This window comes from Streptomyces sp. NBC_00247 (assembly GCF_036188265.1).
Taxonomy (GTDB): Bacteria; Actinomycetota; Actinomycetes; order Streptomycetales; family Streptomycetaceae; genus Streptomyces.
Genome location: NZ_CP108093.1, coordinates 3,533,155 through 3,558,675 on the forward strand (window position 1 = coordinate 3,533,155; position 25,521 = coordinate 3,558,675).

Sequence of the window (25,521 nt, forward strand, 5' to 3'; positions counted from 1 at the left end):
CCCGGTCCGCCGGCCCGGTTACCGGCCGGTGGCCGGGAGCAGCGGGCTCAGGGCGTTCCAGCGGGCGATCTCGCAGCCGTTCTTGCGGTTCACGGTCGTGTCGACCGGCCGGCCGCGCCAGGTCCCGGTGATCCGTGCGGTGGCCGGACCGCCGTACATCTGGGTGCACATCGCGTCCTCGTCCACCGGCCGGAACAGGTCCTCGCCCGCCCCCTCGGCCTCCGCGAGCCGGTCGCAGGCGGCCTGCGCCTCCGGGTGGTCGCCCCCGCCCCGGGTGCCCGACCGGGTGCCGGCGGCGGGCGCGCACGTCAGCTCGTACGACCCGTCACGGACGGGGCCGCCTGCGGCGCCCGCCTTACCGGAGTCGGTGCTCCCGGTGTCCTGGACCGTCACGGTGAGCCGGGTGGTCGCGTCCGCCGCGGCTCCGGTGTCTCCCTCGGTGCCACCGGTGGTGGGTGCGGGAAGGGTGACGGGCGCCGGGAGGGTGGTGGGCTCGTCGGTGTCCCCGGGCCGGTTGCCGCGGCCGGGGAGGGCGGGGGCGTTCGTGTCGCGGGGACCACGGGCCTCGGCCGGCCCGGCGCCCTTGCGCGCGGGGCGGAGCATCCCGCTGTACGGGGAGCCGGCGGGCCCGGACTGGACGGCGGGCCCGGACTGTTCGGACACCGGGATCGGCCCCGACCCCTCGATGGGCACGGGCAGTGGCCCCACGGCCGTGGCGAGGGGGGCGGCGGCGGACAGCGCGGCGAGCGAGACGACGGCGGTGAGGGCGAGACGGCGCAGCATTGCGGGACTCCTGGTCCTGGGGCACGGGTGCGGGGAGATGACGGCGGGCAACGGCTGACCCATCTCGTGTCCCTGGATCACGTCGGCCCAGCCCTGGTGTCCCTAACGTCCCTCCCGCCCCGACGTTGCGCGATCCGGAGGGGCCGCACGGAGCAAGCCGGGGCGCACGCGGGGCGTACGGGCGAGGAGAGCGGCCCGGAACACGCATCCGCCGGACCTTCCCCGAATCGGGGGCGAATGTCCTTTGCCCTGGCGCCCACCTGCCTAGTACCGTGGGCCGCGATTGGTGACACCGCACCCGACTGTGTCATCATCTGCACGCACCACTCGCGCTTGCGCGAAGGTGTGCTGGAGGCGTCGCCTAGTCCGGTCTATGGCGCCGCACTGCTAATGCGGTTTGGGTTTTAAAACCCATCGAGGGTTCAAATCCCTCCGCCTCCGCTCCATCCGAAGCCCCGTGCCCCTGGCACGGGGCTTCGGTCGTTCCCGGGGTGGGCGGTTCCGGGGGCGGGCCGGCTCGGGCGGGGCGGTGCGGATGGTGGCCGCGCCCGGTGCCGGTCGCCGCCTGCCGGGCCGCGGCTCCGGTCGTTCCCGGTCGTGATCGTGCCCGGCCGGGTCCGGGTTGCGCCGGTCCCCCGTCGCGGGGATCCGTTCGGAGGGTTTCCGGGTGCCGGAGCGCCGGAAGGGTGAAGGCGGCAGTGGGTCCCGGCTTGGTCGAGATTCACCCTCTGAGGGCGTTTCCGCAGGTCAGATGGGGTGAGGGCAATGGATTTCGCGTCCCGGCGCGGTTCATGTAATGTTGTTCTCGCAACGCCGACCGGGAAGAAAAAAACCGGAACGCCAAGCACTCGTAGCTTAACGGATAGAGCATCTGACTACGGATCAGAAGGTTGCAGGTTCGAATCCTGCCGAGTGCACAACAGGCCAGAGGCCCTCAGGAGAAATCCTGAGGGCCTCTGTCGTGTGTCGTGCCATGTCGTACGGCGTGACAGTGCAGGGGGAGCGAGTTCCCCGGGGCCCGGGTGGGCGGGCGGTCGCTCGCGGCCCCGGAGCACACCGCTGCGCTCTCCGCTCTTGGACACCGGGGTGGGGCGGCATCACAGTCGGAGGCGGAACGCGGCACGACCGGGGCCGAGTTCGTCTCCCGGCTGACGGCCGTCTCGTTGGTCCTCGCCATGGCGGTGACGGGCTGGGGCACCCTGCGCGGCATGCGCACTTCGGCCCGCCGGATGTTCAGCGTGACGAAGGCGTACGGGGAATGCCGCACGGTGGCCGACGGGAGCGGCATGGTCAGCAGCACCGGGGAGCACGGGTCCTTCGGCACGGAGTGGTCCGTCTTCCGGGAGTGCCTGGAGAAGGACGGGCACTTCGTGGTGCTGAGCGGCGACCGCGGGTTCGCGCGGCGGTCGGGGTTCGCGGACGCCCGCCTCGGCCGCCCGGTACTCCTCCACGCGTCCTGTTCCCGTACCGCCCACGGGGGACGATCCGGCGGGACCGGGCGCGTCGAGCGCCGGTACGGACGGGGCCGGTCCGGGGGCCCGTGCCTCCACGTCCGTACCCGTCCGTACCCGTCCGGAGCCGTTCGAGGCTCGTCGAGCGGTCAGGACGCCGCTTCGGGGGCCGGTACGGCTGTTCCCGTCTCCGGTGACGCGTCGAGCGGGGCCGGGTGAACGACCGGCCGCCGTCGCGACGGGAGGCCGAGGGTGGGGTGGGCGACGCCCCAGGCGGCTCCCTTGCAGACGACCTCCTTGTAGAAGGCGGCGAGCCGTCCGGTCAGGGCCGCGCTGACGGCGCGGTCGTCGGCGGTGACGTACTGGATGAGGCCCTCCTTGCGCCCCAGCGAGACGCACTGGTTGAAGTAGCGGGCGGACGGCTCGGGGAGCTCGTCCCCGGTGAGGCGTGCGGCGATGGTGTCGGCGGCCTGCCAGGCGACGGGGACGCCCGAGGCGCAGGACATGCGCAGCGGCTTGTCGCCCGGGCCGATGGCGTGGGCGGCGTCGCCGATGGCGTACACGTCGGGGTGCGAGACGGAGCGCAGCGTCCTGTCGACCACGATCTGACCGGTGCCGGTGACTTCCAGGGCGCTGGCCCGTGCGATCGGGTGGACCGCGAAGCCGGCGGTCCACACGGTGACGGCGGCGGGGACGGCGGTGCCGTCGGCGGTGACGACGTGGCCGGCCTCCACCCCTTCGACGGCGGTGTGCTCGCGGACGGTGATGCCGAGCTTGTCGGCCACCTTCCGCAGGTGGCGGCGGCCCTTGGGGGAGAGCCAGTCGCCGAGTTCGCCGCGTACGGCGAGGGTGACGCCGAGGTCGGGGCGGGCCTCGGCGATCTCGGTGGCGGCCTCCACGCCGGTGAGGCCGCCGCCGACGACGACCACGGGCGCTCCGGCGCCGAGACCCGCCAGCCGGTCGCGGAGCCGCAGGGCGCCGGGACGGCCGGCGACGTCGTGGGCGTGCTCCGCGGTGCCGGGGACACCGTGGGTGTTCCAGCCGCTGCCGAGGGCGTACACGAGGGTGTCGTACGTCAGTTCCTCGGTCCCGCCGGTGTCCGGGGCGGAGACCGTGACGGTCCTGCGGTCGGCGTCGACGGCGGTGACCTTGGCGAGCCGCAGCGTGACGCCCGTACCCGCGAACATCGCGGCGAAGGGGCGGGGCCTGAGCTCCTGGCCGACCGCCAGCTGGTGCAGCCTGACCCGCTCGACGAAGTCGGACTCGGCGTCGACCAGGGTGATGTCGACGTCCTCGGGGCGCAGCCGCTTGGCGAGGCGGCCGGCGGCGATGGCACCGGTGTATCCGGCTCCGAGGACGATGATGCGGTGCTTCTGGACGGTGTGGGCCTTCATTTCCCTGCTCCCTGTCTCGCGTCCTGTTCCGCGCGGTTCGCCTCTTGAACCGGACGGCCCGACGATTCCTGACAGGGAGGCGATGTGAAGCGGCTCACATCGGGCGGGGGGTCGTCAGAACGGCCGGACCAGGGGTTCGCCGTGGTCGCCGGCCGCCGCCCACCGCTCGGTCGCGCGGGCCAGCTTGTCCGGGTTGACCTGGCTCCGGAACGCGGCGATGCCCCCGGCGGTGATCTCCATGCAGACGATCCCGATGACCCGGCCGTCGAGGACCACCACCAGGGCGGGCCTGTTGTTGGCGGTCGAGGCCCAGATGCCGGGGGAGCCGCCGGCGAGGTCGCGCTTGGCCTGGCTGGGCTTGAAGAGGCCGCGCATGAACTTCGCGACCGCGAGGGCTCCCTCGAACGCCGAGGCGCGGGCCGGGACCTTGCCGCCACCGTCGCCGACGGCGATCGCGTCGCCGGTGAGGAGCGCCACGAGGGGCTCGGTACGGCCGCTGGTCGCGGCGGCGAGGAACTCGTGGACGATCCGCCGGGCGGCGGCCTCGTCGATCTCGGCACGTGACCTGCCCTCCGCGACGTGCTTCTTGGCGCGGTGGAAGAGCTGCTGGCAGGCGGCCTCGGTGATGTCGAGGATCTCCGCGATCCTGCGGTGCGGGTAGTCGAAGGCCTCCCGCAGCACGTACACCACGCGCTCGTTGGGGGAGAGGCGTTCCATGAGGGCGAGGACCGCGTACGAGACGGACTCGCGCTGCTCGACGGTGTCGGCGGGGCCGAGCATCGGGTCACCGGTGAGCAGCGGCTCGGGCAGCCACTGGCCGACGTAGGTCTCGCGCCGGGCGCGCGCCGAGGTCAGCTGGTTCAGGCACAGGTTGGTGAGGACCTTCGTCAGCCAGGCCTCGGGGACCTCGATGCGGCCGATGTCGGCGCCCTGCCAGCGCAGGAAGGTGTCCTGCACGGCGTCCTCGGCGTCGCTCGCGGAGCCGAGGAGGCGGTAGGCGATGGCCTCCAGGCGCGGTCGGGAAGCCTCGAAGCGGTCCACGTCGTCCATGGTCAGTGCCATGGCGGGGATTGTAGTGGCCCTTCGGGGGATGTGGCCGGGTCCCCTTCACTCGCGTTCCGGGCCCGTAGGGTTGATCCCTCGTTGTCCGCGGTGGTCTCGGTGTGGGGGGTTCTCGACGTGGGTTGGCGGTGCACCGGACTGCGGTGGCCCGGGGACGCCCCGGAGCTGGGCTGGGAGAACGGCCGGGCCCGGCGGGGGAGCGTCCTCGTGTACGGGAGCGAGCTCGGCTTCCGGGCGCTCGGGGAGCGGACTTGCGTGGGTGCGCGGGGGAACGCCTGCCCGCTCGGGGCGTCCGTGCCGGGGCGGAGTACGGGGGCCAGGTGCGCGGAGTGCGCGCGGCTGGACCGGCAGCACTCGGTGGCGGCGGACACCGTCGCGGACGACCCGCGCACCTACCGGGTCTACCTCGCCTGGTTCGGGCCCGGGATGGTCAAGGTCGGGATCACCGCCGAGGAGCGGGGCGCCGCGCGGCTGCGGGAGCAGGGCGCCGTGGTCTTCAGCTGGCTGGGCCGGGGGCCGCTGATGGCGGCGCGCCGGACCGAGGAGGTGCTGCGCGCCGCGCTGGGGGTGCCGGACCGGATTCCGTACGCCCGCAAGCGCGCGGTGCGCGGGGTGCTGCCGGACGCCCGGGAGCGCGGCGGCGAGGTCGCGGAGCTGTACGGGCGGGCGGCGGCGCTCGAGGGGCGGGGCTGGCCGGAGTCGCTGGAGCGGCTGCCGTACGAGGCGGTGGACCACGCGGAGATCTTCGGCCTGGCGGCACCGGGCACGGCGGCCGGGGCGGTACGGGAGCCGGGCGCGGCCGTCGGCGCGGTGCGGGGACTGGTCGCGGGCGGTGGGGTGGCAGGGCGGCTGGTGGCGGCGGCCGGGCCGGATCTGCACCTGGCGACCGGTGGCGGTGACGGCGCCGGCGGCGTGGTGGTGGTGCTCGACACCCGGCTGATGACCGGCTGGGAGCTCGTCCGCGCCGCCGGAGCGCCGCCCGGGAGCGGGGCGGACGGCGGCGGGAGGGGCGGTAGTGGCGGCTGGGGTCCGGCGGTGACCGTTCCCGTCGAGGATCTGGGGCCCGGCACGGTGCAGGACGGGCTGTTCTGACCCGTTCTCCTTCAGCCCGCTTCGGTTCGGAGCGGGCTTGGTCTCCTCATGACCAGAGCCTGACCCGTTTCTCAGGCTTTTCACAGAAACGGGCAAGCTCCCTCTCAGAGCGGTCTCACAGGGTGGGGGGATGACGACGACCTCGCCCCAGGGGCGTATCGAGCCGCTCAGGGCCGACCGCACCACCAAGAACCCCAACCCCGTCCGCGTACTGATCGTGGACGACGAGCCGCCGCTCGCCGAGCTGCTCTCGATGGCCCTGCGGTACGAGGGGTGGGACGTGCGCAGCGCGGGGGACGGTGCCGGCGCGCTGCGGACCGCCCGGGACTTCCGCCCCGACGCGGTGGTGCTCGACGTGATGCTGCCGGACATGGACGGGCTGGCGGTGCTCAGCAAGCTGCGCCGCGACCACGCCGACGTGCCGGTGCTCTTCCTGACCGCCCGGGACGCGGTGGAGGACCGGATCGCGGGGCTCACGGCGGGCGGCGACGACTACGTCACCAAGCCGTTCAGCCTGGAGGAGGTCGTGGCGCGGCTGCGCGGGCTGATCCGTCGTGCCGGCACGTCCGCCCACGCCCGCAGCGAGTCCACGCTCGTCGTCGGCGACCTGCTGCTCGACGAGGACAGCCACGAGGTCAGCCGGGGCGGGACGTCGATCCACCTCACCGCGACCGAGTTCGAGCTGCTGCGCTTCCTCATGCGCAACCCCCGCCGGGTGCTGAGCAAGGCGCAGATCCTGGACCGGGTGTGGAACTACGATTTCGGCGGTCAGGCCAACGTGGTCGAGCTGTACATCTCCTACCTGCGCAAGAAGATCGACGCCGGCCGCACGCCGATGATCCACACCCGCCGCGGCGCGGGCTATCTCATCAAGCCCGGCGAGTAGCGGGAATGCGCGGGCGGACCGGCCGTCAGGCGGACACCCGGGGCGGGACGGCTGGACGTGACGCAGCCGGGGGCAGGCGGAAGGGCGGCCGGCCCTGGACGCTGCGGACCCGGCTCGTGGTCTCCGCCGTCTCGCTCATCGCCGTCGTCGCGGCTGTGATCGGCTCGGTGACCGCGATCGCCTTCCACAGCTACATGTACGGCAAGCTCGACGCCCAACTGGACTCCATCGCGGTCCGGGCCGGACTGGGCCCGGGGGCCGGTGAACCGGGTCCGGGCGGCGGTGGGCCGGGCGGCAGCCCGCTGGCCTTCATCGGCAACGGCGGCCAGCCCATCGGTACGGTCGGCGCGGTCGTCGCCGAGGACGGCACGGTCCTCGACTCGAAGGTGCTCGCCGACCAGGGCGAGGACTCGGTGCCCAGCTCCACGCCGCTGACCGACGCCCAGTCCAAGGCGCTGGAGTCCTCCGGGGCCACCGCGGACTCCGCCACCCACGACGCCGAACTGCCCGGACTCGGCTCCTACCGCGTCGAATCCGCCTCCGCGAAGGGCGGTGTCACCTTCCTCGTCGGCATCCCGAGCGAGGAGGTCAGCGGGGACATCGCAGCCCTCATCCTGGTGGAGGTGTGCGTCACCGGGGCCGGGCTCATCGCCGCCTCGATCGCCGGCGCCACGATGGTCGGGGTCGCGTTGCGCCCGCTGCGCCGGATCGCCGCCACCGCGACCCGTGTCTCCGAACTCCCGCTGCACAGCGGTGAGGTGGCCCCGCTCGTACGGGTGCCCGAGGCGGAGGCCGATCCCCGGACCGAGGTCGGTCAGGTGGGTGCCGCGCTCAACAGGATGCTGGGGCACGTCGGTTCGGCCCTGGCCGTCCGGCAGGAGAGTGAGACGCGGGTCCGGCAGTTCGTCGCGGACGCCAGCCACGAGCTGCGCACCCCGCTCGCCTCGATCCGCGGGTACGCCGAACTCACCCGGCGCGGGCGCGAGTCCATCGGTGCCGACACCCGGCACGCGCTGGGGCGCATCGAGTCCGAGGCCGAGCGGATGACCGGGATGGTGGAGGACCTGCTGCTGCTGGCCCGGCTCGACGCCGGCCGGCCGCTCGACCACCGCCCCACCGACCTTTCGCCGCTCGTGGTGGACGCGGTGAGCGACGCACGCGCGGCGGACCGCGCCCGGTCGGCCGAGGGCGGTCGCCTCTGGCGGCTGGAGCTGCCGGACGCGCCCGCGACGGTACGGGCCGACGCGACCCGTGTCCATCAGGTGCTGGTCAATCTGCTGGGCAACGCGCGCAGCCACACCCCTCCCGGCACCACCGTCACCGCGTGCGTACGCGCCCCGGAGCCCGGGGGTCCCTGGGTGACGCTGGAGGTGCGGGACGACGGGCCGGGGATTCCGGCCGGGCTGCTGCCGCACGTCTTCGAGCGGTTCGCCCGGGGGGACGCCTCGCGCTCGCGCCACGCGGGCTCCACCGGACTGGGGCTCGCCATCGTGCAGGCGGTGACGGCCGCCCACGGCGGGGAGGTGTCGGTGCGCTCGGTGCCGGGCGACACGGTGTTCTCCGTCCGGCTCCCGGCCTGTGCCGAGCCGGCTGCGGAAGACTTCCGTACATCTTCTGGCCACATCGACTCGCCTACGGGGAACGGCATGTGAGGGTCCGTCACTGTGGCTTTCGGAACTCACAGCCCGACCACAGGCTCAGCACAACGGCGTGACAGCGCGGCCCGCGAATGTCGTGCCCATGCGAACCGACAACCCCTGGAGCGCCGGCACCAGTGCCCTGCCGGCCCGGCAGCATCTTCCGGCCGGGACGGTGGACGCGCACGGAGCGCCCGCACTCGTACTCGACGTGGTCGTGCCCGTGTACAACGAGGAGAAAGACCTCGAAGCCTGTGTACGGCGGCTGCACGAGCACCTGACCCGGACCTTCCCCTACCGCTTCCGCGTCACGATCGCGGACAACGCGAGCACCGACACCACCCCGCAGGTGGCGTCCCGGCTCGAAGCGCTGCTGCCGGAGGTGGTCTCGTACCGGCTGGAGCAGAAGGGGCGCGGACGCGCTCTGCGTACCGTGTGGTCGCACTCCGGCGCGCCGGTCCTCGCCTACATGGACGTGGACCTCTCGACCGACCTGAACGCGCTGCTGCCGCTGGTCGCGCCGCTGATCTCCGGCCACTCGGACCTGGCGATCGGGTCCCGGCTGGCGCGCAGCGCACGGGTGGTGCGCGGGTCGAAGCGCGAGTTCGTGTCGCGTTCCTACAACCTGATCCTGCGCTCCTCGCTCTCCGCCCGGTTCAGCGACGCCCAGTGCGGGTTCAAGGCGATCCGGCGCGAGGTGGCCCAGCGGCTGCTGCCGATGGTCGAGGACACCGGATGGTTCTTCGACACGGAGATGCTGGTGCTCGCCGAACGGGCCGGACTGCGCATCCACGAGGTGCCGGTCGACTGGATCGACGACCCCGACTCCACGGTGCACATCGTGAAGACCGCCACCGAGGATCTGAAGGGCGTCTGGCGGGTGGGGCGGGCGCTGGCGGTCGGCGCGCTGCCGCTCGACCGGCTGGCCCGGCCGTTCGGCGACGACCCCCGGGACCGCACGGTGCCCGGCGTACCGCGTGGGCTGGCACGGCAGTTGGTCGGGTTCTGCGTGGTCGGGGTGCTCTCGACAGCCGTCTACCTCGCGCTCTACTCCCTCTTCCGGCTCGGCGTCGGCCCGCAACTCGCCAACGCCGGGGCCCTGCTGGTCTCCGCCGTCGCCAACACGGCGGCGAACCGGCGGCTCACCTTCGGGGTACGCGGCCGGGGCGACGTCGTCCGCCACCAGGCGCAGGGCCTCGTGGTCTTCGCCATCGGCCTCGCGCTCACGAGCGGTTCGCTGGCCGCGCTGTCCACCACGGCCCCGTCCACCTCGCACTCCACGGAGGTCGCGGTGCTGGTCGCGGCCAACCTGGCGGCGACCGTGCTGCGCTTCCTGCTGCTGCGCGCCTGGGTCTTCCCGGAGCGGCGCGGGGAGCGGCCCGCCACGGACGGCCGCCCCCACGCCCACGCGGTCGCCGTCCGCCCCGCCGGAGAGCCGGCCCCCTTCGACGCCTTCGACGCTTTCGGTACAGCCCCGAGAGAGGCCGCCTCGAAGGCCGCCCCGACCGGAGTCTCCGGTACGGCTCCGATCACGGCCCCCGGCACCGCCCCGTACGCCGACGACGAACTGAGGAACGCCCGATGACCGCCTCCCTCCACCCCGACGCGTACCCCGCACCACCGCCCCCCGTGCCGCCCGCTCCCCCGCAGGCCGCCCACCGGGCGACCCCACGGGCCGGGACCGGCCGGGCGGACCGGCTCTGGCGCGGCAGGCCCGAGGACCCGTCCTGGGCGCGCCCCGCCTTCCTCGGCCTGATGCTGGTGGTCGCGCTCGCCTACGTCTGGAACCTCAGCGCCTCCGGGTACGCCAACTCCTTCTACTCCGCCGCCGTCCAGGCCGGCAGCGAGAGCTGGAAGGCGTTCTTCTTCGGCTCCTCGGACGCGGCCAACGCGATCACGGTCGACAAGCCCCCGGCCGCGCTCTGGCCGATGGCGATCTCGGTGCGGATCTTCGGCCTCGGCTCCTGGGCGATCCTGCTGCCCGAGGTCCTGATGGGCGTCGCCACCGCCGGGGTGCTGTACGCGGCCGTGCGCCGCCGCTTCAGCGCGGCGGCGGGTCTCCTCACGGTGGGCGCGTTCGCGCTGACCCCGGTCGCCGCGCTGATGTTCCGCTTCAACAACCCGGACGCGCTCCTCGCGCTGCTGATGACCGTCACCGTGTACTGCGTGCTCCGCGCGGTGGAGAACGGCCGCACCACGTGGCTGCTCTGGGCGGGCGCCGCGGTCGGGCTCGCCTTCCTGGCGAAGACCCTCCAGGCGTTCTTGATCCTGCCGCCGCTGGCCGTGCTGTACGCGGTCGTCGCGCCCGTGTCCGTACGGAAGCGGTTCGGTCAACTGGCGCTCTGTGCAGCGGTGATGGTCGTCGCGGGCGGCTGGTGGGTGGCGATCGTCGAACTGTGGCCCGCCTCCTCCCGCCCGTACATCGGCGGTTCGCAGAACAACTCCTTCCTGGAGCTGACCTTCGGCTACAACGGACTCGGCCGCATCAGCGGCGAGGAGACCGGCAGTGTCGGCGGTGGCGGACAGGGCGGCGGCTGGGGCGAGACCGGCATCGGCCGCATGTTCAACTCCGAGATCGGCAGCCAGATCAGCTGGCTGCTGCCCGCCGGGCTCGTCCTGCTCGTGGCCGGGCTCTGGCTCACCCGCAAGGCGCCGCGCACCGACGCGCGCCGGGCCGCGTTCCTCGCGTGGGGCGGCTCGTTGCTGATGACCGCGGTGGTCTTCAGCTTCATGGCCGGCATCTTCCACCAGTACTACACGGTGGCCCTCGCCCCCTACCTCGCGGCGCTCGTCGGCATCGGTGCGGGTGCGTTGTGGGAGGAGCGGACCGCGTGGTGGGCGAGCGCGGTACTCGGCGGCACCGTCGCCATCACCGCGATCTGGGCGTTCGTCCTGCTCGGCCGCACCCCGGACTACCTGCCCTGGCTGCGCTGGACGGTGCTGCTCTTCGGCCTGATCAGCGCCGTGTGGCTGGTGTTCGCGGGACGGCTGGGCCGGCCGCTCGGGCTCGTGGTGGCGGCGGTCGCGATCGTGGCGTCGCTGGCCGGCCCGGCCGCGTACACGATCAGCACCCTCGACACCGGACACGAGGGGTCGATCGTCACGGCCGGACCGTCCGGTGCCAGCTCGATGGGCGGGGGCGGCGGCCCCGGCGGCGGCGGTGGCGGGATGCGGCCTCCGGGCGGTATGACCGGGCAGGCCAACGGCGGTCAAGGCAACGGTACGACCGGCCAGGGCCCCGGCGGTGGTGGCGGTACGCCTCCGAACGGCACGCCCCCCACCGGAGCGGCGGGGCAGGTGCCCGGCCAGGGCACCAGCCGGCAGAACGGCGGCAGCACGCCCGGCGGGATGCCCGGCGGCACGGGCGAAGGCGGTCCGGGCGGCGGTGGCGGCGGTATGGGCGGACTGCTCAACGGCACCACGGTCTCCGACGCGGCGAAGAAGCTCCTGGAGAAGAACGCCGACGACTACACCTGGGTCGCGGCGGCCATCGGCTCGCAGAACTCGGCCGGCTACCAGCTGGCCACCGAGGAGCCGGTGATGGCCGTCGGCGGCTTCAACGGCAGCGACCCGTCCCCGACCCTCGCGCAGTTCAAGGCCTACGTCTCCGCCGGGAAGATCCACTACTTCGTCGGCGGCGGCCTGGGCATGGGCGGCGGCGACAGCGGTACGTCCTCGAAGATCTCGTCCTGGGTCGAGGCGAACTTCGATGAGGTGACCGTCGGGAGCAGCACGTTCTACGACCTGACGCAGCCCAAGAGCTGACACCGGTCACCCCGGCACCCCCTCATGGGCCCGTCCCCTTGGAGCGGGGCGGGCCCGTTCGGGGCGCGCGGGGAGCCCGCCGCTCAGTCCGCCGCCCCGGCCCGTGCGGCGTACGTCCAGAAGTCCCGCATCAGCTCCGGTGGCTTCGGCCCGCCCAGCTCGACCTGGGTCAGCAGCAGCGTGGTCAGCCCGGTGGACGGGACGATGTGCCCGGCGGTGCCGGTGCCGCCGATCCAGCCGTACCGGCCGCGTACGTTCCACGGGTCCAGGGGCTCCACGTCGACGGACCCGCCGAACCCCCAGCCCTGCCCCTCGGTGAAGAGGCCGCTCGCCTTCCGCTGGGCGGGGGTGAGGTGGTCGGTCAGCATCTGCCGTACCGAGCCGGCCGACAGCAGTCGCGTCCCGTCCCCGGCCAGGCCGCCGGTGAGAAGCATCCGGGCGAAGGCGAACCAGTCGTCCGCGGTGGAGACCAGCCCGCCCGCCCCCGAGGGGAACGCCGGGAGGGTGCTCCACTGCCCGTCCGCCGCGTCCACCAGGTCGAATCCGCCGTCCTGGTGCGCCCGGTAGTAGCCGGTGAACCGGCTAAGGTCCGCCGCCGGGACGGCGAACCCGGTGTCCTTCATCCCGAGAGGTGCGAACAGCCGCTCCGCCAGGAACTCCGGCAGCGACTGCCCCGAGACCCGGGCGACGAGCACCCCGAGGATGTCCGAGCAGGTGTTGTAGAGCCAGGCCTCGCCGGGCTGCCGCAGCAGCGGAATGCGGGAGAGGGTCCGCATCCAGGTGTCCGGTTCCGCGACGGCCTGCGGCTGCGGCGGTCCTTGGTTCAGCTCGGAGAAGAGCGGCGCGACGGCCGGCAACGCGAAGTCGGAGGGGAAGCCGTACCCGGCGCGGAAGGTGAGCAGGTCGAAGACGGTGATCGGCCGTCCGGCCGGTACGACGTCGTCGACCGGGCCGTCCGGCGTCCTGACGACTTTGGGCGCGGACAGCTCCGGCAGCCAGTTCCCGACCGGCTGGCCGAGGGCCAGCCGCCCTTCGTCGACCAGCGCCATCGTGGCGGCGGCGGTGATCGGCTTGGTGAGGGAGGCGATCCGGAAGATGGTGTCGCGGGCCATCGGCGTGCAGCCGCCGGTGTCCGCGGAACCGGCCGCGGCCACGTCCACCCGTTCGCCACGGGCCACGAGCGCCACGGCACCGGGGGCGGCGCCCCGTTCGGCGTAGGGCTCCAGGAATGCGCGCAGATCCGTCGTCATGGGTCCCACCCTCTCGGTCCGCCCGCCGGAAGAGGGGCTCCCGCGCCGACCGCGTCGGCGCCCCACCCGGCCCGCGCGCCAGTTCGTCCGTTCGGATGAGTCCGGGCCATTCGCTTGTACGCCGTAGAAGAACTCCCTTACGGTGTATGGCGATCGGTTCTCCGCCCCGCACGAGCGCACCGCACCGTCCCGCACCGTCCCGCACCGCGCGAGCCCCCCGCATCGCCCGCACCCCACGTCCCCCGTACCGCCGGTCCCGTTCCGCCAGGCCCGTACCGCCGGCCCCCGGCACGGCGCGGCCGTGGCACGTCGCCGCGCGCCGGAGGGCTGTCCCACAGGAGACCGCATGACGGCGAACACCTCCACCCCTTCGACCGGCCTCGGACCGCCCCGGCATCCCCAGCGCTGGCTGATCCTCGGCGTGATCTGCCTCGCCCAGCTCACCGTGCTGCTCGACAACACCGTCCTCAACGTCGCGATCCCGTCCCTCACCGAGGAGTTGGGGGCCTCCGGCGCGCAGGTGCAGTGGATGATCAACGCGTACTCGCTCGTCCAGTCGGGTCTGCTGCTCACCGCCGGCAGCGCGTCGGACCGCTACGGCCGGAAGAGGATGCTGCTCGCCGGCCTCGCGGTGTTCGGGGCCGGTTCGCTGGTCGCCGCCTTCGCCCAGAGTCCCGGCCAACTCGTCGCCGCCCGTGCGGGGATGGGGGTCGGCGGCGCGCTTCTGCTCACCAGCACGCTCGCCGTGGTGGTCCAGGTCTTCGACGAGGCCGAGCGGGTCCGCGCGATCGGCCTCTGGGCGACGGTCAGTTCCCTCGGGTTCGCGGCAGGCCCGCTCCTCGGCGGGGTGCTGCTCGGCCACTTCTGGTGGGGCTCGATCTTCCTCGTCAACCTCCCCGTCGCCGTACTCGGCCTGGTCGCGGTGGCCCGGCTCGTACCGGAGTCCAAGAACCCGGACGGCCAACGGCCGGACCTGCTGGGCGCGTTGCTCTCCACGCTCGGCCTGGGTGCCGTGGTGTACGCGATCATCTCCGGCCCGGAGCACGGCTGGACCTCCTTCCGGGTGCTGCTTCCCGCATGCGCCGGGGTCGCCGTGCTGGCCGGGTTCGCACGCTGGGAACTGGGCGTCCCGGCGCCGATGCTCGACATGCGGTTCTTCCGGAACAGGTCGTTCACCGGCGCGGTGACGGGGTCGGTGCTGGTCACGTTCGGGATGGGCGGCTCGCTCTTCCTGCTCACCCAGTACCTCCAGTTCGTCCTCGGGTACGAGCCGTTGGAGGCCGGGCTGCGCATCGCCCCGCTCGCGCTCACCGTGGTCGCGCTCAACCTCACCGGGCTCGGTGCCCGGCTGGTCCCCCGGATGGGCACTCCCGCCACGATCGGGGCCGGCATGTCCCTGCTGGCCGCCGGTCTCGCCGCCGTGGCGCTGCTCGCCCCGCACGGGTACGCCGGCATGCTGCTCGGCCTGGTCCTGACGGGCACGGGGATCGCCCTCGCGGGCCCCGCCATGGCCGCCGCGATCATGGGAGCCATCCCACCGGAGCGCGCGGGGGTGGGCGCGGGGGTCAACGGCACCCTCGCCGAGTTCGGCAACGGCCTCGGCGTCGCCGTCCTCGGCGCGGTCCTCACCTCCCGCTTCGGCGCGCTGCTCCCCCTCGCCGCGACCGGTGCCGCCTCCCTGCCCGCCGCGCTGGCGGCGGCAGGGGGCGGACCGGAGCGCGCCGCCGTCGAGAACGCCTTCGCGGCCGGGCTGGAGAGAGGCCAACTGGTGGGCGCGGCGGCGGTGCTGGCCGGCGGGATGGTGGCGGCGCTGCTGCTGCGCAGGGCGGAACGGGCGGGTGGCGCGCCCGGGGCGGCGGACGGCTCGGACATCCCGGGGGAGCCGGCCGGATCGGCGGCATAGCATCGGACCGGGCATCCGGGCCGTCCGTGACGGTGCCCCGCCCGGTCCGTCCCCCGGGCACACGAGGAGAGTGCGCCATGGTGTCCGCGGCCGACCGGGCGGAGGAGCCCGCACCGAGAATCGCGCCGGCCCCGCCGGCGGTGCGGACCAGTGTGTGGCTCGTCGGGCGCCCGGCCTCGCGTACCCGCAGGTCGGAAGGGTCGCCCACGGGTCTCGACCGGGACCGGATCACCGCCGCGACGGTCCGGCTGCTGGACGCGGAGGGCCTCGCGAGGTTCTCCATGCGCCGCCTCGCCGCCGAACTCGACGTCACCGCCATGTCCCTCTACTGGTACGTCGACACCAAGGACGACCTGCTGGAGCTGGCTCTCGACTCCGTCTACGGCGAGATCGCGGCACCCCCCGAGGACGCCGTCTGGACCGACCGCCTGCGCGAACTCGCGGGCTCTTACCGGGCGTTGCTGGTGCGCCACGTGTGGGCGTCGTCGCTGGCCGTGAGCTTCCTCAACATCGGCCCGCACTCGGTGCTCTTCACCCGGGCCGTCCAGGACGTGATCCGGGAGACCGGCCTCCCGCTGCACCAGCGGACCGGAGCACTCTCCGCGGTCTTCCAGTTCGTGTACGGGTTCGGCACCATCGAGGGCGATCTCCGCCGCCGCTCGGCCGCCGCCGGGATCAGTCAGGACGAGTACTTCCGGCAGGCGATGGCCGCATACCGCTCCGAGCCCAGCCTCAAGCCCGTCATCGACGTCTCGCAGGACCTGATGGACGCGCGCGGGGGCGACACGGTCGAGGAGATGCGCGAGCGGGACTTCGCCTTCGCGCTCGACCTGCTGATCGCCGGCATCGAGGCGATGCGGGACCGCCGAGGGGCGTGAGGGGGGTCGCGAACACCCACGTGACAACGGCAACGGGGGGTTGTCATCCTGGGCCCGTGGCAGACACCGCGGACCTCTCCCCGCACGAGCAGACCTTCGACCGCGTCCGGGAGGCCCGGGACCGGGCCGTCCACCACACCCGGCCGGCGAGGGAGTCCGCCGTCGAGCGCCGGGACCTGATGCAGGGCCTCATCGGCCAGGGAGTCTCCCAGGCGGACATCGCCCGTGAACCGGGCGTCAGCCGTCAGGCCGTCCAGAAGATGCCGGCCTGCTGAACAGCCGCGCGGGGGCGGCCGGTCAGTAGCCGCGGTCCACGTCCACGGCCAGCTCCGGCCGCCGTCCCGCGCGCAACCGCGCCCAGCAGGCGGCGAAGTCGGCGACGACGTCCTCGTCCGCCGTGATGCCCGCCGAGTGCGCGGTGACGACCGTGCGCGGCAGCCGCCAGCACGGATCGCCGGGGACGGCCGGTTCGGAGGGCAGCACGTCCAGCACCGCTCGGCGTACCGAGCCGGCCCGCAGCGCCGCCTCCAGCGCGGCCAGGTCCACCGTCGCCCCGCGTCCCACGTTGACGAACGAGGCTCCCCGCAGATGCCCGAAGCGCTCCGCGGCGAAGAAGTTCCCGGTCGCGGCGGTGAGCGGCAGTGCCGCGACGACCCAGCGCGCCTCGCCGAGCGCCTGGCGCTCCGCGTCCCCGCCGGCGGTCACCACCCGTTCGAAACCGGGCGGCGGCACGCCGGGCACGGTACGGGCCACCCCGACCGTACGGAGCCCGCAGGCCCGCAGCAGGACCGCCACGGCCGATCCGATCCGGCCGGTGCCGTGGATCAGAACCGTCTGCCCGGTGGCGAGTTCGGAGGGCTCGCGCCGCCACTCCTCGCGCCCGTGCCGCGCCGCGAACTCCGGTACCGACTGGCATTCGGCCAGCACCCAGGCGAGGACGTACTGCGCGATCCGCTCGCCCATCCGGCCGACCGTCCGGGTCAGCAACACGCCGTCGGGCCAGGGACCGGGGGCGAGCAGCGCGTCCGTACCGGCGTTGACGCTGTGGAACCAGAGCAGCCGGTCCGCCGGCGGGCCCGCCGGGCGCGAGGCCCCGACCCAGACGACCGGATCGCCCGCGGCGACGACCGGCTCTCCGTCCGCCGGGTACGCGCGCCAGGGGCGGCCGGTGGCCGCCGCCAGCCCGTGGCGGACGGCCGGGGTGACCTCGGGGGCGGTGAGCAGCCGGGCGCGGTCGAGCAGCGCGGTGCCGGGCAGGCCGGCGGCGGTGGGAGGCACGCGGGCAGGTCCTCAGGCGTCGGTGCCGGTGACGAGCCGGGCGGGGAACCCGCCGGTGGCGATCGGGCCCCAGCGCTCCGGGGTGATCCGGATGATCGACTTGCCCTGCTTGATCATGGCGGCCCGGTACCCGTCCCAGTCCGGGTGCTCGCCGGAGATGTTGCGGAAGTACTCCACCAGCGGCTCGACGGAGTCCGGGGCGTCGATGACCTCGGCGGTGCCGTCGATCTGCACCCAGGGGCCGTTCCAGTCGTCGGAGAGGACGACCACGCTGACCTTGTCGTCCCGCTTGGCGTTGCGGGTCTTGGCGCGCTCCGGGTAGGTGGAGACGACGATCCGGCCCGAGTCGTCGAGCCCGCAGGTGAGCGGGGAGGCCTGCGGACGGCCGTCGGACCGTGCGGTGATCAGCAGCGCCCGGTGGCGGGGCCTCACGAACGCCAGCAACTCGTCACGGTCGGCGGTGGTGTTGGTCGCGATGTGGGAAGCCATGCGCCCAGCTTAAGGGGCCTGCGCACCACCCGCCCGGGACGCGGGACGGGCCGGTCGGCGCCCCGGGACGCACGACGGGCCGGTCACCGGCGGAAGGCGTACCCTCCGCAGCGGCCGGCCCGTCGCGCACGGTTCAGGAGGGCAGGGTGTCGCCCTGGACCGCCTGGATGTCCAGCTCCACGCGGAGCGTCGTGCCGATGGCGGAGATGCCCGCCTTCACGACCTGGTTGTAGTTCATGGCGAAGTCGTCGCGGCGCAGCTCGGCCGTGGCGCGGAACGCCGCCCTGACCCCGCCCCACGGGTCGGGGCCGGTACCGAGGTAGGTGAGGTCGAGGTCGACGGGGCGGGCGATGCCCCGCATCGTCAGCTCGCCCTCGACCGTCCAGCGGTCCGGGCCGGCGGGGACCAGTGCGCGGGAGTTGTACGCGAGTTCGGGGAACCGCTCCACGTCGAGGAAGTCGGCCGACCGCAGGTGCTTGTCGCGCATGCCGTTGCCGGTGTCGATGCTCGCCGCGTCGATGACGGCGTCCACCCGGGACCGGGCGACGTCCTCGTCGATCACGATCCGGCCGCTGAACTCGGTGAACCGGCCGCGCACGCTGGAGATGCCCAGATGCTGGGCGGAGGCGGCCACCGAGCTGTGCGCGGGGTCGAGCGACCAGTCGCCGGGCGGGGGGAGTTCCACGCCGCCCTGGCGGGCCAGGACCACGGTGCCGGCCTCGATCCGGCCGCCGGCCGTCACGAGGGCGGTGGAGGCGGCGGGCGCGTAACCGACGGCGGTCACGATCACCGTGTAGGCACCGGCGGGCAGCGGCTCTTCCGTGCGGGTCGCGCCGTCCTCGTCGGCCGTGGCGCGCAGTATCTGGGTGCCGGTCATGTCGGTGACCGTGACGATCGCGTGCTGGACCGCCCAGCCGTCCCGCGTCCGTACCTGTGCGCGAAGTCCCATGACGTTCTCTTTCCTTGTCCACTGACGTGACGACTCGGGGTACGAGTCGGGCCCCGGGGCGGGGCGGCAGGCCGTCCCCTGCCTGCCGCACGCGCCACCGGGGCCCATTTCCACCGGCCGGGACAGACTCTCCGCTGAAAGCGCTGTCCCGCCAGGGGGCTTATCGCTCGATCACTCGCCGGGGTGGGCGAGTTCGATGTCGTGCCCGTCGACCCCGTGACCGGCGACGGCCACGGTGCTCGCCACCGGCGGGTAGCCGGTCGCGACGACGGAGTACTCACCGGCGTCCAGATCGGTGAAGGCGTACGCGCCGTCCGCACCGGTCGTGGAGGTGGCGACGACATTGCCCGCGGCGTCGATCAGGGTGACGCGGGCGTCCGCGAGGGCACCGCCGGCGGAGCCGGCGCGCACCACGCCCTGGACGAGGGCGCCGGCCTGGAGCGAGGCCTCGACCCGGGTGACACCCGTGCCGGCGATCTCCACCGGGAGGGCCAGCGGGCGGTGACCCGCCGCGTTCACCGCGAGCGTCACGGTGCCGGGGACCAGCTCGCCGAAGGCGAAGTCGCCGGTCTCGCCGGAGATGCCGGTGGCGAGTACGTCACCGCGCACGTCGGTCACGATGACCATGGCGCCCTGGACCGGGGTGCCGGCCTCGGCGGCCCGGACCGTACCGGCCAGTCCGCTGGTGCCGGAGAGCAGGATGTCGTAGGCCAGCGGCTCGTCGCCGACGACCACCGTGGACGCCTGCGGCTGGCAGCCGTCGGCGGAGGCGATCAGCACGTAGCTGCCGGTGCCGGGGGCGTCGAGGACGTAGGAACCGTCCGCCTGCGCCACCGAGCGGCCCAGCTGACGACCGCCGAGGGAGATCAGCGTGACGGCGGCCTGGGCGACGGGAGCGCCGTCCGCGCCGCGCACCACGCCGCGCACCGGGGTGCCCTCGACGGTGAGGGTGTCGGCCGCGGGGGCCTGGAGCGTGGCGGTGGTGGCCGGGGCGGACGTGACCGCGGTGGCTGCCGGCGCGGCGGCGACCGCTTCGGCGGCGGTCTCCTCCGCCGGGGCCGCGGCGGTCTCGGAGCCGGTGTTCGTCCGGAGCGCGACTTCCTTGATGAAGATCGCGAACAGGAAGGCGAGCAGGGCGCACGGGGCGGCGAACAGGAAGACGTCACCGACGCCGTGGCCGTACGCGGACTCGACGACCGCACGCACCGGGGCGGGCAGCGTCGCCAGGTCCGGGATACCGCCGCCGGTTCCGCCGGCGCTCTTGACGCCGAGGTCCGAGAGGCCGTCCGTCACGTAGTGGGAGACGCGGTTGGCCATGACGGCACCCAGCGCCGAGACGCCGATGGCGCCACCGAGCGAACGGAAGAACGTGACCACGGAGCTGGCCGCACCGAGGTCCTGGGGAGCGACCTGGTTCTGCGCGGCGAGGACCAGGTTCTGCATCATCATGCCGACGCCGGCGCCGACGAGGAACATGAAGATCCCGACGTGCCAGTACGTCGTGTCGTACCGGATCGTGCCCAGCAGGCCGAGACCCGCGGTGACCAGGACGCCACCGGAGACGAGCCAGTACTTCCAGCGTCCGGTGCGGGTGATGACCTGGCCGGAGATGGTCGAGGAGAGGAAGAGACCCGTGATCATCGGGATCGTCATGACGCCGGACATCGTCGGCGACTTGCCGCGCGCCAGCTGGAAGTACTGGCTGAAGAAGACGGTGCCCGCGAACATCGCGACACCGACGAAGAGCGAGGCCACCGAGGCCAGCGTGATCGTCCGGTTGCGGAAGAGCCGCAGCGGGATGATCGGCTCGCGGGCCTTCGACTCGGTGAAGACGAACGCGCCGATGAGGGCCACGACGCCGAGCAGCATCACGACGGTCTGCCAGGAGCCCCACGCGTACTTGTCGCCCGCGAAGGTCACCCAGAGCAGCAGCAGCGAGACGCCCGCGCTGATGAAGAACGCGCCGGTCCAGTCGACCTTGACGTCACGCTTGACGACGGGGAGCTTCAGGGTCTTCTGGAGCACGAAGAGGGCGATGATCGCGAACGGCACACCCACGTAGAAGCACCAGCGCCAGCCCATCCAGCTGGTGTCGGTGATGACGCCGCCGAGGAGCGGGCCGCCGACGGTGGCGACGGCGAAGACCGCGCCGAGGTAACCGCTGTACCGGCCGCGCTCGCGCGGGGAGATCATCGCGGCGAGCACGACCTGCGCCAGGGCGGAGAGACCGCCGACGCCGACGCCCTGCACGACACGGAAGACGATCAGCATGCCGGAGCTGGTCGACAGACCGGCGGCGCAGGAGCCCAGCACGTAGATGATCAGGGCTATCTGGACCAGCAGCTTCTTGCTGAAGAGGTCCGAGAGCTTGCCCCAGATCGGGGTGGTCGCGGTCATCGCCAGCAGGGAGGCCGTGACGACCCAGGTGTAGGCGCTCTGGCCGCCACCGAGGTCGGAGATGATGTGGGGGAGGGCGTTGGAGACAACCGTCGACGACAGGATCGCGACGAACATGCCGAGCAGGAGCCCGGTCAGGGCCTCCATGATCTGCCGGTGTGTCATCGGCGCGCCGTCGGGAGCTTCGGAGCCCCCGTGCTTGGCGTGGCCGCCCCGCACACCGGTCGGTGTGGTCGTAGCCATGAATGTCCTTTGCTTTGCTTCTGTTACAGAGGTGTACGGGTGTCCGTCAGGTCCCGCCCGACCGGAACGAGCCCTTCCGGGGCTACTGGTCCGGGCCGGTGACCTTCGGGACGGTGGGCCCGGTGAGGCGTGCGAGACAGTCGTCGGTGTGCCGTCCGGGGGTGCACGCACTGGGGGTGCGGGCGGCGAAGCTGCCGCAGAGCCGTGCCAGCGACGTGATGAGTTGTCCGACTTCGTCGTCGGACCAGTCCGCGAGGTTGTGTGCGAACACTTCCGTGCTCCGACGGCTGAGGTCGGCGAGCACGTCGCGTCCGGAGGAGGTCAGCCGCAAGATGCGCGAACGCTTGTCCGCGGGGTCGGGAAACCGCTCTATCCAGCCGCGTTCCGCCACGTGGGCGACGTGCCGGCTGGTCACGGACATGTCCACGGAGAGCAGCTCGGCGAGCCGGCTGATGCGCATCTCGCCGTGCTGGGCGAGGAGCGTGAGCACCGCCGCCGAGCCGCCGGGGCAGTCGGAGGGCAGTGCGCGGGCGAGTCCCCGTTTCACGACTCCCACGGCGCTGAGGTGCCGGGCCAGTTCCTCGTACTGACTCCGTGCGGCCACGGGACACCCCCAGACTTCTGCTCTGCATCTTGTTGCTTAGGGCAACCATAGAAGCCGTTGGTTGCTGCAGGCAAACTAAATGGGGCTTGCATAAGTAAAGGAACCCAAAAGGCTCCGTAGGCTGCCGGTCAAAGCCGCAGCGTGTGGCCCCGGTGCGTCATCCGTGTGTCTCACACCACAGGGTGAGGCCCCCTGTGTCGTCATGTTGACGATGCGCGGGGTTGTGGAGATGAGGGGAATGTCCGTACGAACCGTCGCCCGCACGTCCCCCGGGGGTTGGGCGGAAGGCCCGAGTTCGCTAGGGTCCTGGCCCATGGCACACAACCCCCACGCCCCTCAGCAGGGCCCCGCGGGCAATGACGACCCGGCGGGCAGCACGCAGATGTTCCGCGCCTTCGTCGACGACGGAGAGCCGGAGCGCCGGCCGCAGCAGGCCGCCCCGTCCGGCGGTCCCAAGACCGGCGTGATCGTGGCCGTCGTCGCGGTCGTCGTCGTCCTCGCCGCGGTCGCCTGGCTCGCGCTCGGCTGACCCGCACCGTCCGGCCACGCGGCGGCCTCCGTACCGACGGGGGCCGCCGACGCGTTTTCGGGCAGCGCGAGGCGCGTGCGGGGAGCGCCGGGTGCCCGGCCGCACGGGCCGCGGGTGCGCGGAGGCTGGAGACGATCGGAGAACCGGACCGGCCGGAGAACCGGACCGGCCGGACGGACCGGGGCGCGACCCGGGGACGTCCGGGCGCGGCCCGGGAACGGGGGTGCCGCCGGGGCGCGTGAGCGCGTTCTCCCCGGCGGCCGATGACCGTCAGTCGGTGATGAGCCCCTCGCGCAGCTGCGCGAGCGTGCGCGTCAGCAGGCGCGAGACGTGCATCTGGGAGATGCCGACCTCCTCGCCGATCTGCGACTGGGTCATGTTGGCGAAGAACCGCAGCATGATGATCTGCCGCTCACGGGGGGCGAGCTTGGCCAGCAGCGGCTTCAGGGACTCGCGGTACTCGACCCCTTCCAGTGCGGTGTCCTCGTACCCCAGACGGTCCGCGAGGGAGCCCTCGCCGCCGTCGTCCTCGGGGGACGGGGAGTCGAGGGAGGAGGCGGTGTAGGCGTTGCCGACGGCGAGCCCGTCGACCACGTCCTCCTCCGAGACGCCGAGCGCCTTGGCCAGCTCCGGAACGGTCGGCGAGCGGTCGAGCCGCTGCGCCAGTTCGTCGCTGGTCTTGGTGAGCGCCAGGCGCAGCTCCTGGAGCCGGCGGGGGACCCGCACGGACCACGAGGTGTCGCGGAAGAACCGCTTGATCTCGCCCACGACCGTAGGCATGGCGAACGTCGGGAACTCCACCCCCCGTTCGCAGTCGAACCGGTCGATCGCCTTGATCAGGCCGATGGTGCCGACCTGGACGATGTCCTCCATCGGTTCGTTGCGGCTGCGGAAGCGCGCTGCCGCGTACCGCACCAGCGGGAGGTTGAGCTCGATGAGTGTGTCGCGTACGTAGGCCCGCTCCGGGCTGTCCGTTCCCTCGGGACCGAGTGCGGCGAGCCGCAGGAACAGGGAGCGGGACAGCGTACGGGTGTCGATGGCTTCCGACGAGCTGGTGAGCACGGCAGGCGCGGGCGCGCTCTTCGTGAGCGTGAGCACCTTCGAGCTGCCCTGGTCTACGGACATGCCACCCCCTTGAGGTCGCGGACGGTCGCGGTGGCCGCGACCATCGGAGGAACGCAGCCTCCACCTGAATACCGGAGGGGAGGCTGCGGCAAACGCGGTTCCAGCAGAATGTCACATGTCGGCAACACGCTGTAGTGACATGTCGATAAGTCAGCGCCGCGTATGCGCAGGAAGCAGGGGGTGCGGGGGGTGGGGGACGCCGGAAAACCGCTCGGAGACGTTCTACCCGTTCCGGTTAGGCCTCGATCCTGTTTGCGGATCGCAGTCGGGCGAAACTTCTGGCCAAAAGTCTTGACACGTGCATCTGGGAGACGCCCAGTTCGGCACTGATCTGGGACTGTGTCAGGTTGCTGTAGTAGCGCAGCAGCAGAATCCGCTGCTCGCGCTCGGGCAGCTGTACGAGCAGATGCCGTACGAGATCGCGGTGTTCGACCCCGGCGAGTGCCGGGTCCTCGTATCCGAGGCGGTCGAGCAGGCCGGGCAGCCCGTCGCCCTCCTGGGCCGCTTCCAGCGAGGTCGCGTGGTAGGACCGGCCGGCCTCGATGCAGGCCAGCACCTCGTCCTCGGAGATCCGCAGCCGCTCGGCGATCTCGGCGGTGGTGGGCGAGCGCCCGTGGGCCGTCGTCAGGTCCTCGGTCGCCCCGGTGACCTGCACCCAGAGTTCGTGCAGCCGACGGGGCACGTGGACGGTGCGGACGTTGTCCCGGAAGTAGCGCTTGATCTCGCCCACCACGGTCGGCATCGCGAACGTGGGGAACTGGACGCCGCGTTCGGGGTCGAAGCGGTCGATCGCGTTGATCAGGCCGATGGTGCCGACCTGGACGACGTCCTCCATCGGCTCGTTGCGGCTGCGGAAGCGGGCCGCCGCGTACCGCACCAGCGGCAGGTTCGCCTCGATCAGCGCGGCCCGCACCCTGCGGTGTTCGGACGTGCCGGCATCGAGGTTCTTGAGCTGGCCGAAGAGCAGCTGGGTGAGCGCCCTGGTGTCGGCGCCCCGGGTTCTCGCCGGGGGCGCCGAGGGGTCGGGCGTCTCGGTCTGGATGTCGTCGGACGGCTCGGTCCGGTCCTTCTGGACTGTCTGGGGAGGCACTTGAGGCGCTGCACTGGCCGGCACGGTGACGCCACCCCTTCACGATCACGCTTCATGATCACGCTTCATGGTCGGACTGCACGGTCGACTGACAGTCAACGTGACGGACAACTGCGGTCAATTCATCCATCAAAAGCGGTCATAGCATCACAAGACATGTCCACTGTGTGCAAGCACCGTATATAGCCGTGTTGGAGTCAAATGGGTTTAAAAACCAATAAAAGCCCCCCACCTGAGAGGTGAGAGGCTTCGGGCGACGGCCGGTGGCTCCGCGACCCCACCCGCCGGTCGCGCTCGTACGAAGTCGGTGCGGAGGCGGTGCGGCAGGGGGGCGCACCTGGTGCGCGGGGCTCGCGCGGGGGCGCCGAACGGGCCGGGCGCGGCCCGCGAACGGGCAGCGTGCCGGGGCGCGTAGGGCTCAGAAGGGATAGTCGGCGATGACCCAGGTGGCGAACTCGCGCCACTGACCGGCCGCCGCCTGGTGCGCCGGGTGCTCGACGTACCGCTTGAGCGCGTCCTCGTCGGCGACGGCGGAGTTGATGGCGAAGTCGTACGCGATCGGCCGGTCGGTGATGTTCCAGGCGCACTCCCAGAACTCCAGCCCGGGGACGAGCCCGTCCAGTTCCCGGAACGCCTTCGCGCCGGCCACGACCCGCGGGTCGTCCCGCTCCACGCCGTCGTTCAGCTTGAACAGGACCAGGTGGCGGATCATCGGC

The 25,521-nt window shown here is 72.8% G+C and carries 22 protein-coding genes and 2 tRNA genes; 12 read left to right on the top strand and 12 right to left on the bottom strand.

Annotated elements, in window-relative coordinates:
* Window positions 1-18: 18 nt before the first annotated feature.
* Window positions 19-783 (bottom strand): SSI family serine proteinase inhibitor, encoded by a 765-nt coding sequence (locus OHT52_RS15000; RefSeq protein WP_328720648.1) that lies wholly within the window; start codon window positions 781-783, stop codon window positions 19-21.
* Window positions 784-1,133: 350 nt separating this feature from the next.
* On the opposite strand from OHT52_RS15000, the gene OHT52_RS15005 reads away from it, so the two are divergent.
* The 3 genes from OHT52_RS15005 to OHT52_RS15015 all read left to right on the top strand — a co-directional run bounded on the left by OHT52_RS15005 (window position 1,134) and on the right by OHT52_RS15015 (window position 2,453).
* Window positions 1,134-1,224: transfer RNA gene (locus OHT52_RS15005), tRNA-Ser, on the top strand.
* 403 nt (window positions 1,225-1,627) lie between these two features.
* Window positions 1,628-1,700 (top strand) — tRNA-Arg (locus OHT52_RS15010).
* Window positions 1,701-1,805: 105 nt separating this feature from the next.
* Window positions 1,806-2,453: a hypothetical protein gene (locus tag OHT52_RS15015; protein WP_328720649.1), complete on the top strand. Its 648-nt coding sequence runs from the start codon at window positions 1,806-1,808 to the stop codon at window positions 2,451-2,453.
* Here OHT52_RS15015 and OHT52_RS15020 read toward each other — a convergent pair.
* Both OHT52_RS15020 and sigJ read right to left on the bottom strand, forming a co-directional pair.
* Window positions 2,384-3,628, bottom strand: a complete 1,245-nt coding sequence (locus tag OHT52_RS15020) for an NAD(P)/FAD-dependent oxidoreductase (protein ID WP_328720650.1) — start codon at window positions 3,626-3,628, stop codon at window positions 2,384-2,386. The genes OHT52_RS15015 and OHT52_RS15020 overlap by 70 nt on opposite strands.
* 114 nt (window positions 3,629-3,742) lie before the next feature.
* Window positions 3,743-4,690 carry an RNA polymerase sigma factor SigJ gene (gene sigJ, locus OHT52_RS15025; RefSeq protein ID WP_328720651.1) on the bottom strand — a complete coding sequence of 316 codons (948 nt, stop codon included), beginning with the start codon at window positions 4,688-4,690 and terminating at the stop codon, window positions 3,743-3,745.
* 117 nt (window positions 4,691-4,807) lie between these two features.
* Here sigJ and OHT52_RS15030 point away from each other — a divergent pair, with 117 nt between their 5' ends.
* The 5 genes from OHT52_RS15030 (at window position 4,808) to OHT52_RS15050 (ending at window position 12,070) form a co-directional block, all read left to right on the top strand.
* Entirely contained in the window at window positions 4,808-5,782 is a 975-nt protein-coding gene (locus OHT52_RS15030; RefSeq protein ID WP_328723748.1) for a DUF2797 domain-containing protein, read from the top strand.
* Between the two features lie 130 nt (window positions 5,783-5,912).
* Window positions 5,913-6,668, top strand: a complete 756-nt coding sequence (locus tag OHT52_RS15035) for a response regulator transcription factor (RefSeq protein WP_328720652.1) — start codon at window positions 5,913-5,915, stop codon at window positions 6,666-6,668.
* A 116-nt stretch (window positions 6,669-6,784) separates the two neighbouring features.
* Window positions 6,785-8,320: a HAMP domain-containing sensor histidine kinase gene (locus tag OHT52_RS15040; protein ID WP_328720653.1), complete on the top strand. Its 1,536-nt coding sequence runs from the start codon at window positions 6,785-6,787 to the stop codon at window positions 8,318-8,320.
* An 88-nt stretch (window positions 8,321-8,408) separates the two neighbouring features.
* On the top strand, window positions 8,409-9,890 hold the full coding sequence (locus OHT52_RS15045) for a bifunctional glycosyltransferase family 2/GtrA family protein (RefSeq protein WP_328720654.1): 1,482 nt from the start codon (window positions 8,409-8,411) through the stop codon (window positions 9,888-9,890).
* Window positions 9,887-12,070, top strand: coding sequence for a glycosyltransferase family 39 protein (locus tag OHT52_RS15050; RefSeq protein WP_328720655.1), 2,184 nt, complete (start codon window positions 9,887-9,889; stop codon window positions 12,068-12,070). Before OHT52_RS15045 ends, OHT52_RS15050 begins: the two co-directional genes overlap by 4 nt.
* 83 nt (window positions 12,071-12,153) lie before the next feature.
* Here the strand turns inward: OHT52_RS15050 and OHT52_RS15055 are convergent, their stop codons facing one another.
* Window positions 12,154-13,320, bottom strand: a complete 1,167-nt coding sequence (locus tag OHT52_RS15055) for a serine hydrolase domain-containing protein (RefSeq protein ID WP_328720656.1) — start codon at window positions 13,318-13,320, stop codon at window positions 12,154-12,156.
* A 346-nt stretch (window positions 13,321-13,666) separates the two neighbouring features.
* On the opposite strand from OHT52_RS15055, the gene OHT52_RS15060 reads away from it, so the two are divergent.
* The 3 genes from OHT52_RS15060 (at window position 13,667) to OHT52_RS15070 (ending at window position 16,376) form a co-directional block, all read left to right on the top strand.
* A complete protein-coding gene (locus tag OHT52_RS15060; protein WP_328720657.1) occupies window positions 13,667-15,223 on the top strand; it encodes an MFS transporter in 1,557 nt (518 codons plus the stop codon).
* A gap of 77 nt (window positions 15,224-15,300) precedes the next feature.
* Window positions 15,301-16,101 (top strand): TetR/AcrR family transcriptional regulator, encoded by an 801-nt coding sequence (locus OHT52_RS15065; RefSeq protein WP_328720658.1) that lies wholly within the window; start codon window positions 15,301-15,303, stop codon window positions 16,099-16,101.
* A 56-nt stretch (window positions 16,102-16,157) separates the two neighbouring features.
* Complete coding sequence (locus tag OHT52_RS15070) at window positions 16,158-16,376, top strand: hypothetical protein (RefSeq protein ID WP_328720659.1); 219 nt, start codon at window positions 16,158-16,160, stop codon at window positions 16,374-16,376.
* A 22-nt stretch (window positions 16,377-16,398) separates the two neighbouring features.
* Here OHT52_RS15070 and OHT52_RS15075 read toward each other — a convergent pair whose 3' ends face one another.
* The 5 genes from OHT52_RS15075 to OHT52_RS15095 all read right to left on the bottom strand — a co-directional run bounded on the left by OHT52_RS15075 (window position 16,399) and on the right by OHT52_RS15095 (window position 22,061).
* Window positions 16,399-17,358 (bottom strand): NAD(P)-dependent oxidoreductase, encoded by a 960-nt coding sequence (locus OHT52_RS15075; protein ID WP_328723749.1) that lies wholly within the window; start codon window positions 17,356-17,358, stop codon window positions 16,399-16,401.
* Window positions 17,359-17,391: 33 nt separating this feature from the next.
* Window positions 17,392-17,868: a PPOX class F420-dependent oxidoreductase gene (locus tag OHT52_RS15080; protein ID WP_328720660.1), complete on the bottom strand. Its 477-nt coding sequence runs from the start codon at window positions 17,866-17,868 to the stop codon at window positions 17,392-17,394.
* 133 nt (window positions 17,869-18,001) lie between these two features.
* Window positions 18,002-18,817 (bottom strand): YceI family protein, encoded by an 816-nt coding sequence (locus tag OHT52_RS15085; RefSeq protein ID WP_328720661.1) that lies wholly within the window; start codon window positions 18,815-18,817, stop codon window positions 18,002-18,004.
* Between the two features lie 171 nt (window positions 18,818-18,988).
* A complete protein-coding gene (locus OHT52_RS15090; protein ID WP_328720662.1) occupies window positions 18,989-21,457 on the bottom strand; it encodes an MFS transporter in 2,469 nt (822 codons plus the stop codon).
* A gap of 82 nt (window positions 21,458-21,539) precedes the next feature.
* Window positions 21,540-22,061, bottom strand: a complete 522-nt coding sequence (locus OHT52_RS15095) for a MarR family winged helix-turn-helix transcriptional regulator (RefSeq protein WP_328720663.1) — start codon at window positions 22,059-22,061, stop codon at window positions 21,540-21,542.
* A 313-nt stretch (window positions 22,062-22,374) separates the two neighbouring features.
* On the opposite strand from OHT52_RS15095, the gene OHT52_RS15100 reads away from it, so the two are divergent.
* Window positions 22,375-22,590, top strand: a complete 216-nt coding sequence (locus OHT52_RS15100; protein WP_328720664.1) for a hypothetical protein — start codon at window positions 22,375-22,377, stop codon at window positions 22,588-22,590.
* A 270-nt stretch (window positions 22,591-22,860) separates the two neighbouring features.
* Here the strand turns inward: OHT52_RS15100 and OHT52_RS15105 are convergent, their stop codons facing one another.
* The 3 genes from OHT52_RS15105 to OHT52_RS15115 form a co-directional block, all read right to left on the bottom strand.
* Window positions 22,861-23,715: an RNA polymerase sigma factor SigF gene (locus tag OHT52_RS15105; protein ID WP_266706395.1), complete on the bottom strand. Its 855-nt coding sequence runs from the start codon at window positions 23,713-23,715 to the stop codon at window positions 22,861-22,863.
* 235 nt (window positions 23,716-23,950) lie between these two features.
* Window positions 23,951-24,829 (bottom strand): RNA polymerase sigma factor SigF, encoded by an 879-nt coding sequence (locus OHT52_RS15110; protein WP_328720665.1) that lies wholly within the window; start codon window positions 24,827-24,829, stop codon window positions 23,951-23,953.
* Between the two features lie 394 nt (window positions 24,830-25,223).
* Entirely contained in the window at window positions 25,224-25,517 is a 294-nt protein-coding gene (locus tag OHT52_RS15115) for a Dabb family protein (RefSeq protein WP_328720666.1), read from the bottom strand.
* Between the last annotated feature and the right edge of the window lie 4 nt (window positions 25,518-25,521).

Coding starts and splice junctions, on each gene's coding strand:
- OHT52_RS15000 (WP_328720648.1), bottom strand. CDS start 783: ATGCTGCGCCGTCTCGCCCTCACCGCCGTCGTCTCGCTCGCCGCGCTG.
- OHT52_RS15020 (WP_328720650.1), bottom strand. CDS start 3,628: ATGAAGGCCCACACCGTCCAGAAGCACCGCATCATCGTCCTCGGAGCC.
- sigJ (WP_328720651.1), bottom strand. CDS start 4,690: ATGGCACTGACCATGGACGACGTGGACCGCTTCGAGGCTTCCCGACCG.
- OHT52_RS15035 (WP_328720652.1), top strand. CDS start 5,913: ATGACGACGACCTCGCCCCAGGGGCGTATCGAGCCGCTCAGGGCCGAC.
- OHT52_RS15045 (WP_328720654.1), top strand. CDS start 8,409: ATGCGAACCGACAACCCCTGGAGCGCCGGCACCAGTGCCCTGCCGGCC.
- OHT52_RS15050 (WP_328720655.1), top strand. CDS start 9,887: ATGACCGCCTCCCTCCACCCCGACGCGTACCCCGCACCACCGCCCCCC.
- OHT52_RS15055 (WP_328720656.1), bottom strand. CDS start 13,320: ATGACGACGGATCTGCGCGCATTCCTGGAGCCCTACGCCGAACGGGGC.
- OHT52_RS15060 (WP_328720657.1), top strand. CDS start 13,667: ATGACGGCGAACACCTCCACCCCTTCGACCGGCCTCGGACCGCCCCGG.
- OHT52_RS15065 (WP_328720658.1), top strand. CDS start 15,301: ATGGTGTCCGCGGCCGACCGGGCGGAGGAGCCCGCACCGAGAATCGCG.
- OHT52_RS15080 (WP_328720660.1), bottom strand. CDS start 17,868: ATGGCTTCCCACATCGCGACCAACACCACCGCCGACCGTGACGAGTTG.
- OHT52_RS15085 (WP_328720661.1), bottom strand. CDS start 18,817: ATGGGACTTCGCGCACAGGTACGGACGCGGGACGGCTGGGCGGTCCAG.
- OHT52_RS15090 (WP_328720662.1), bottom strand. CDS start 21,457: ATGGCTACGACCACACCGACCGGTGTGCGGGGCGGCCACGCCAAGCAC.
- OHT52_RS15100 (WP_328720664.1), top strand. CDS start 22,375: ATGGCACACAACCCCCACGCCCCTCAGCAGGGCCCCGCGGGCAATGAC.
- OHT52_RS15105 (WP_266706395.1), bottom strand. CDS start 23,715: ATGTCCGTAGACCAGGGCAGCTCGAAGGTGCTCACGCTCACGAAGAGC.
- OHT52_RS15115 (WP_328720666.1), bottom strand. CDS start 25,517: ATGATCCGCCACCTGGTCCTGTTCAAGCTGAACGACGGCGTGGAGCGG.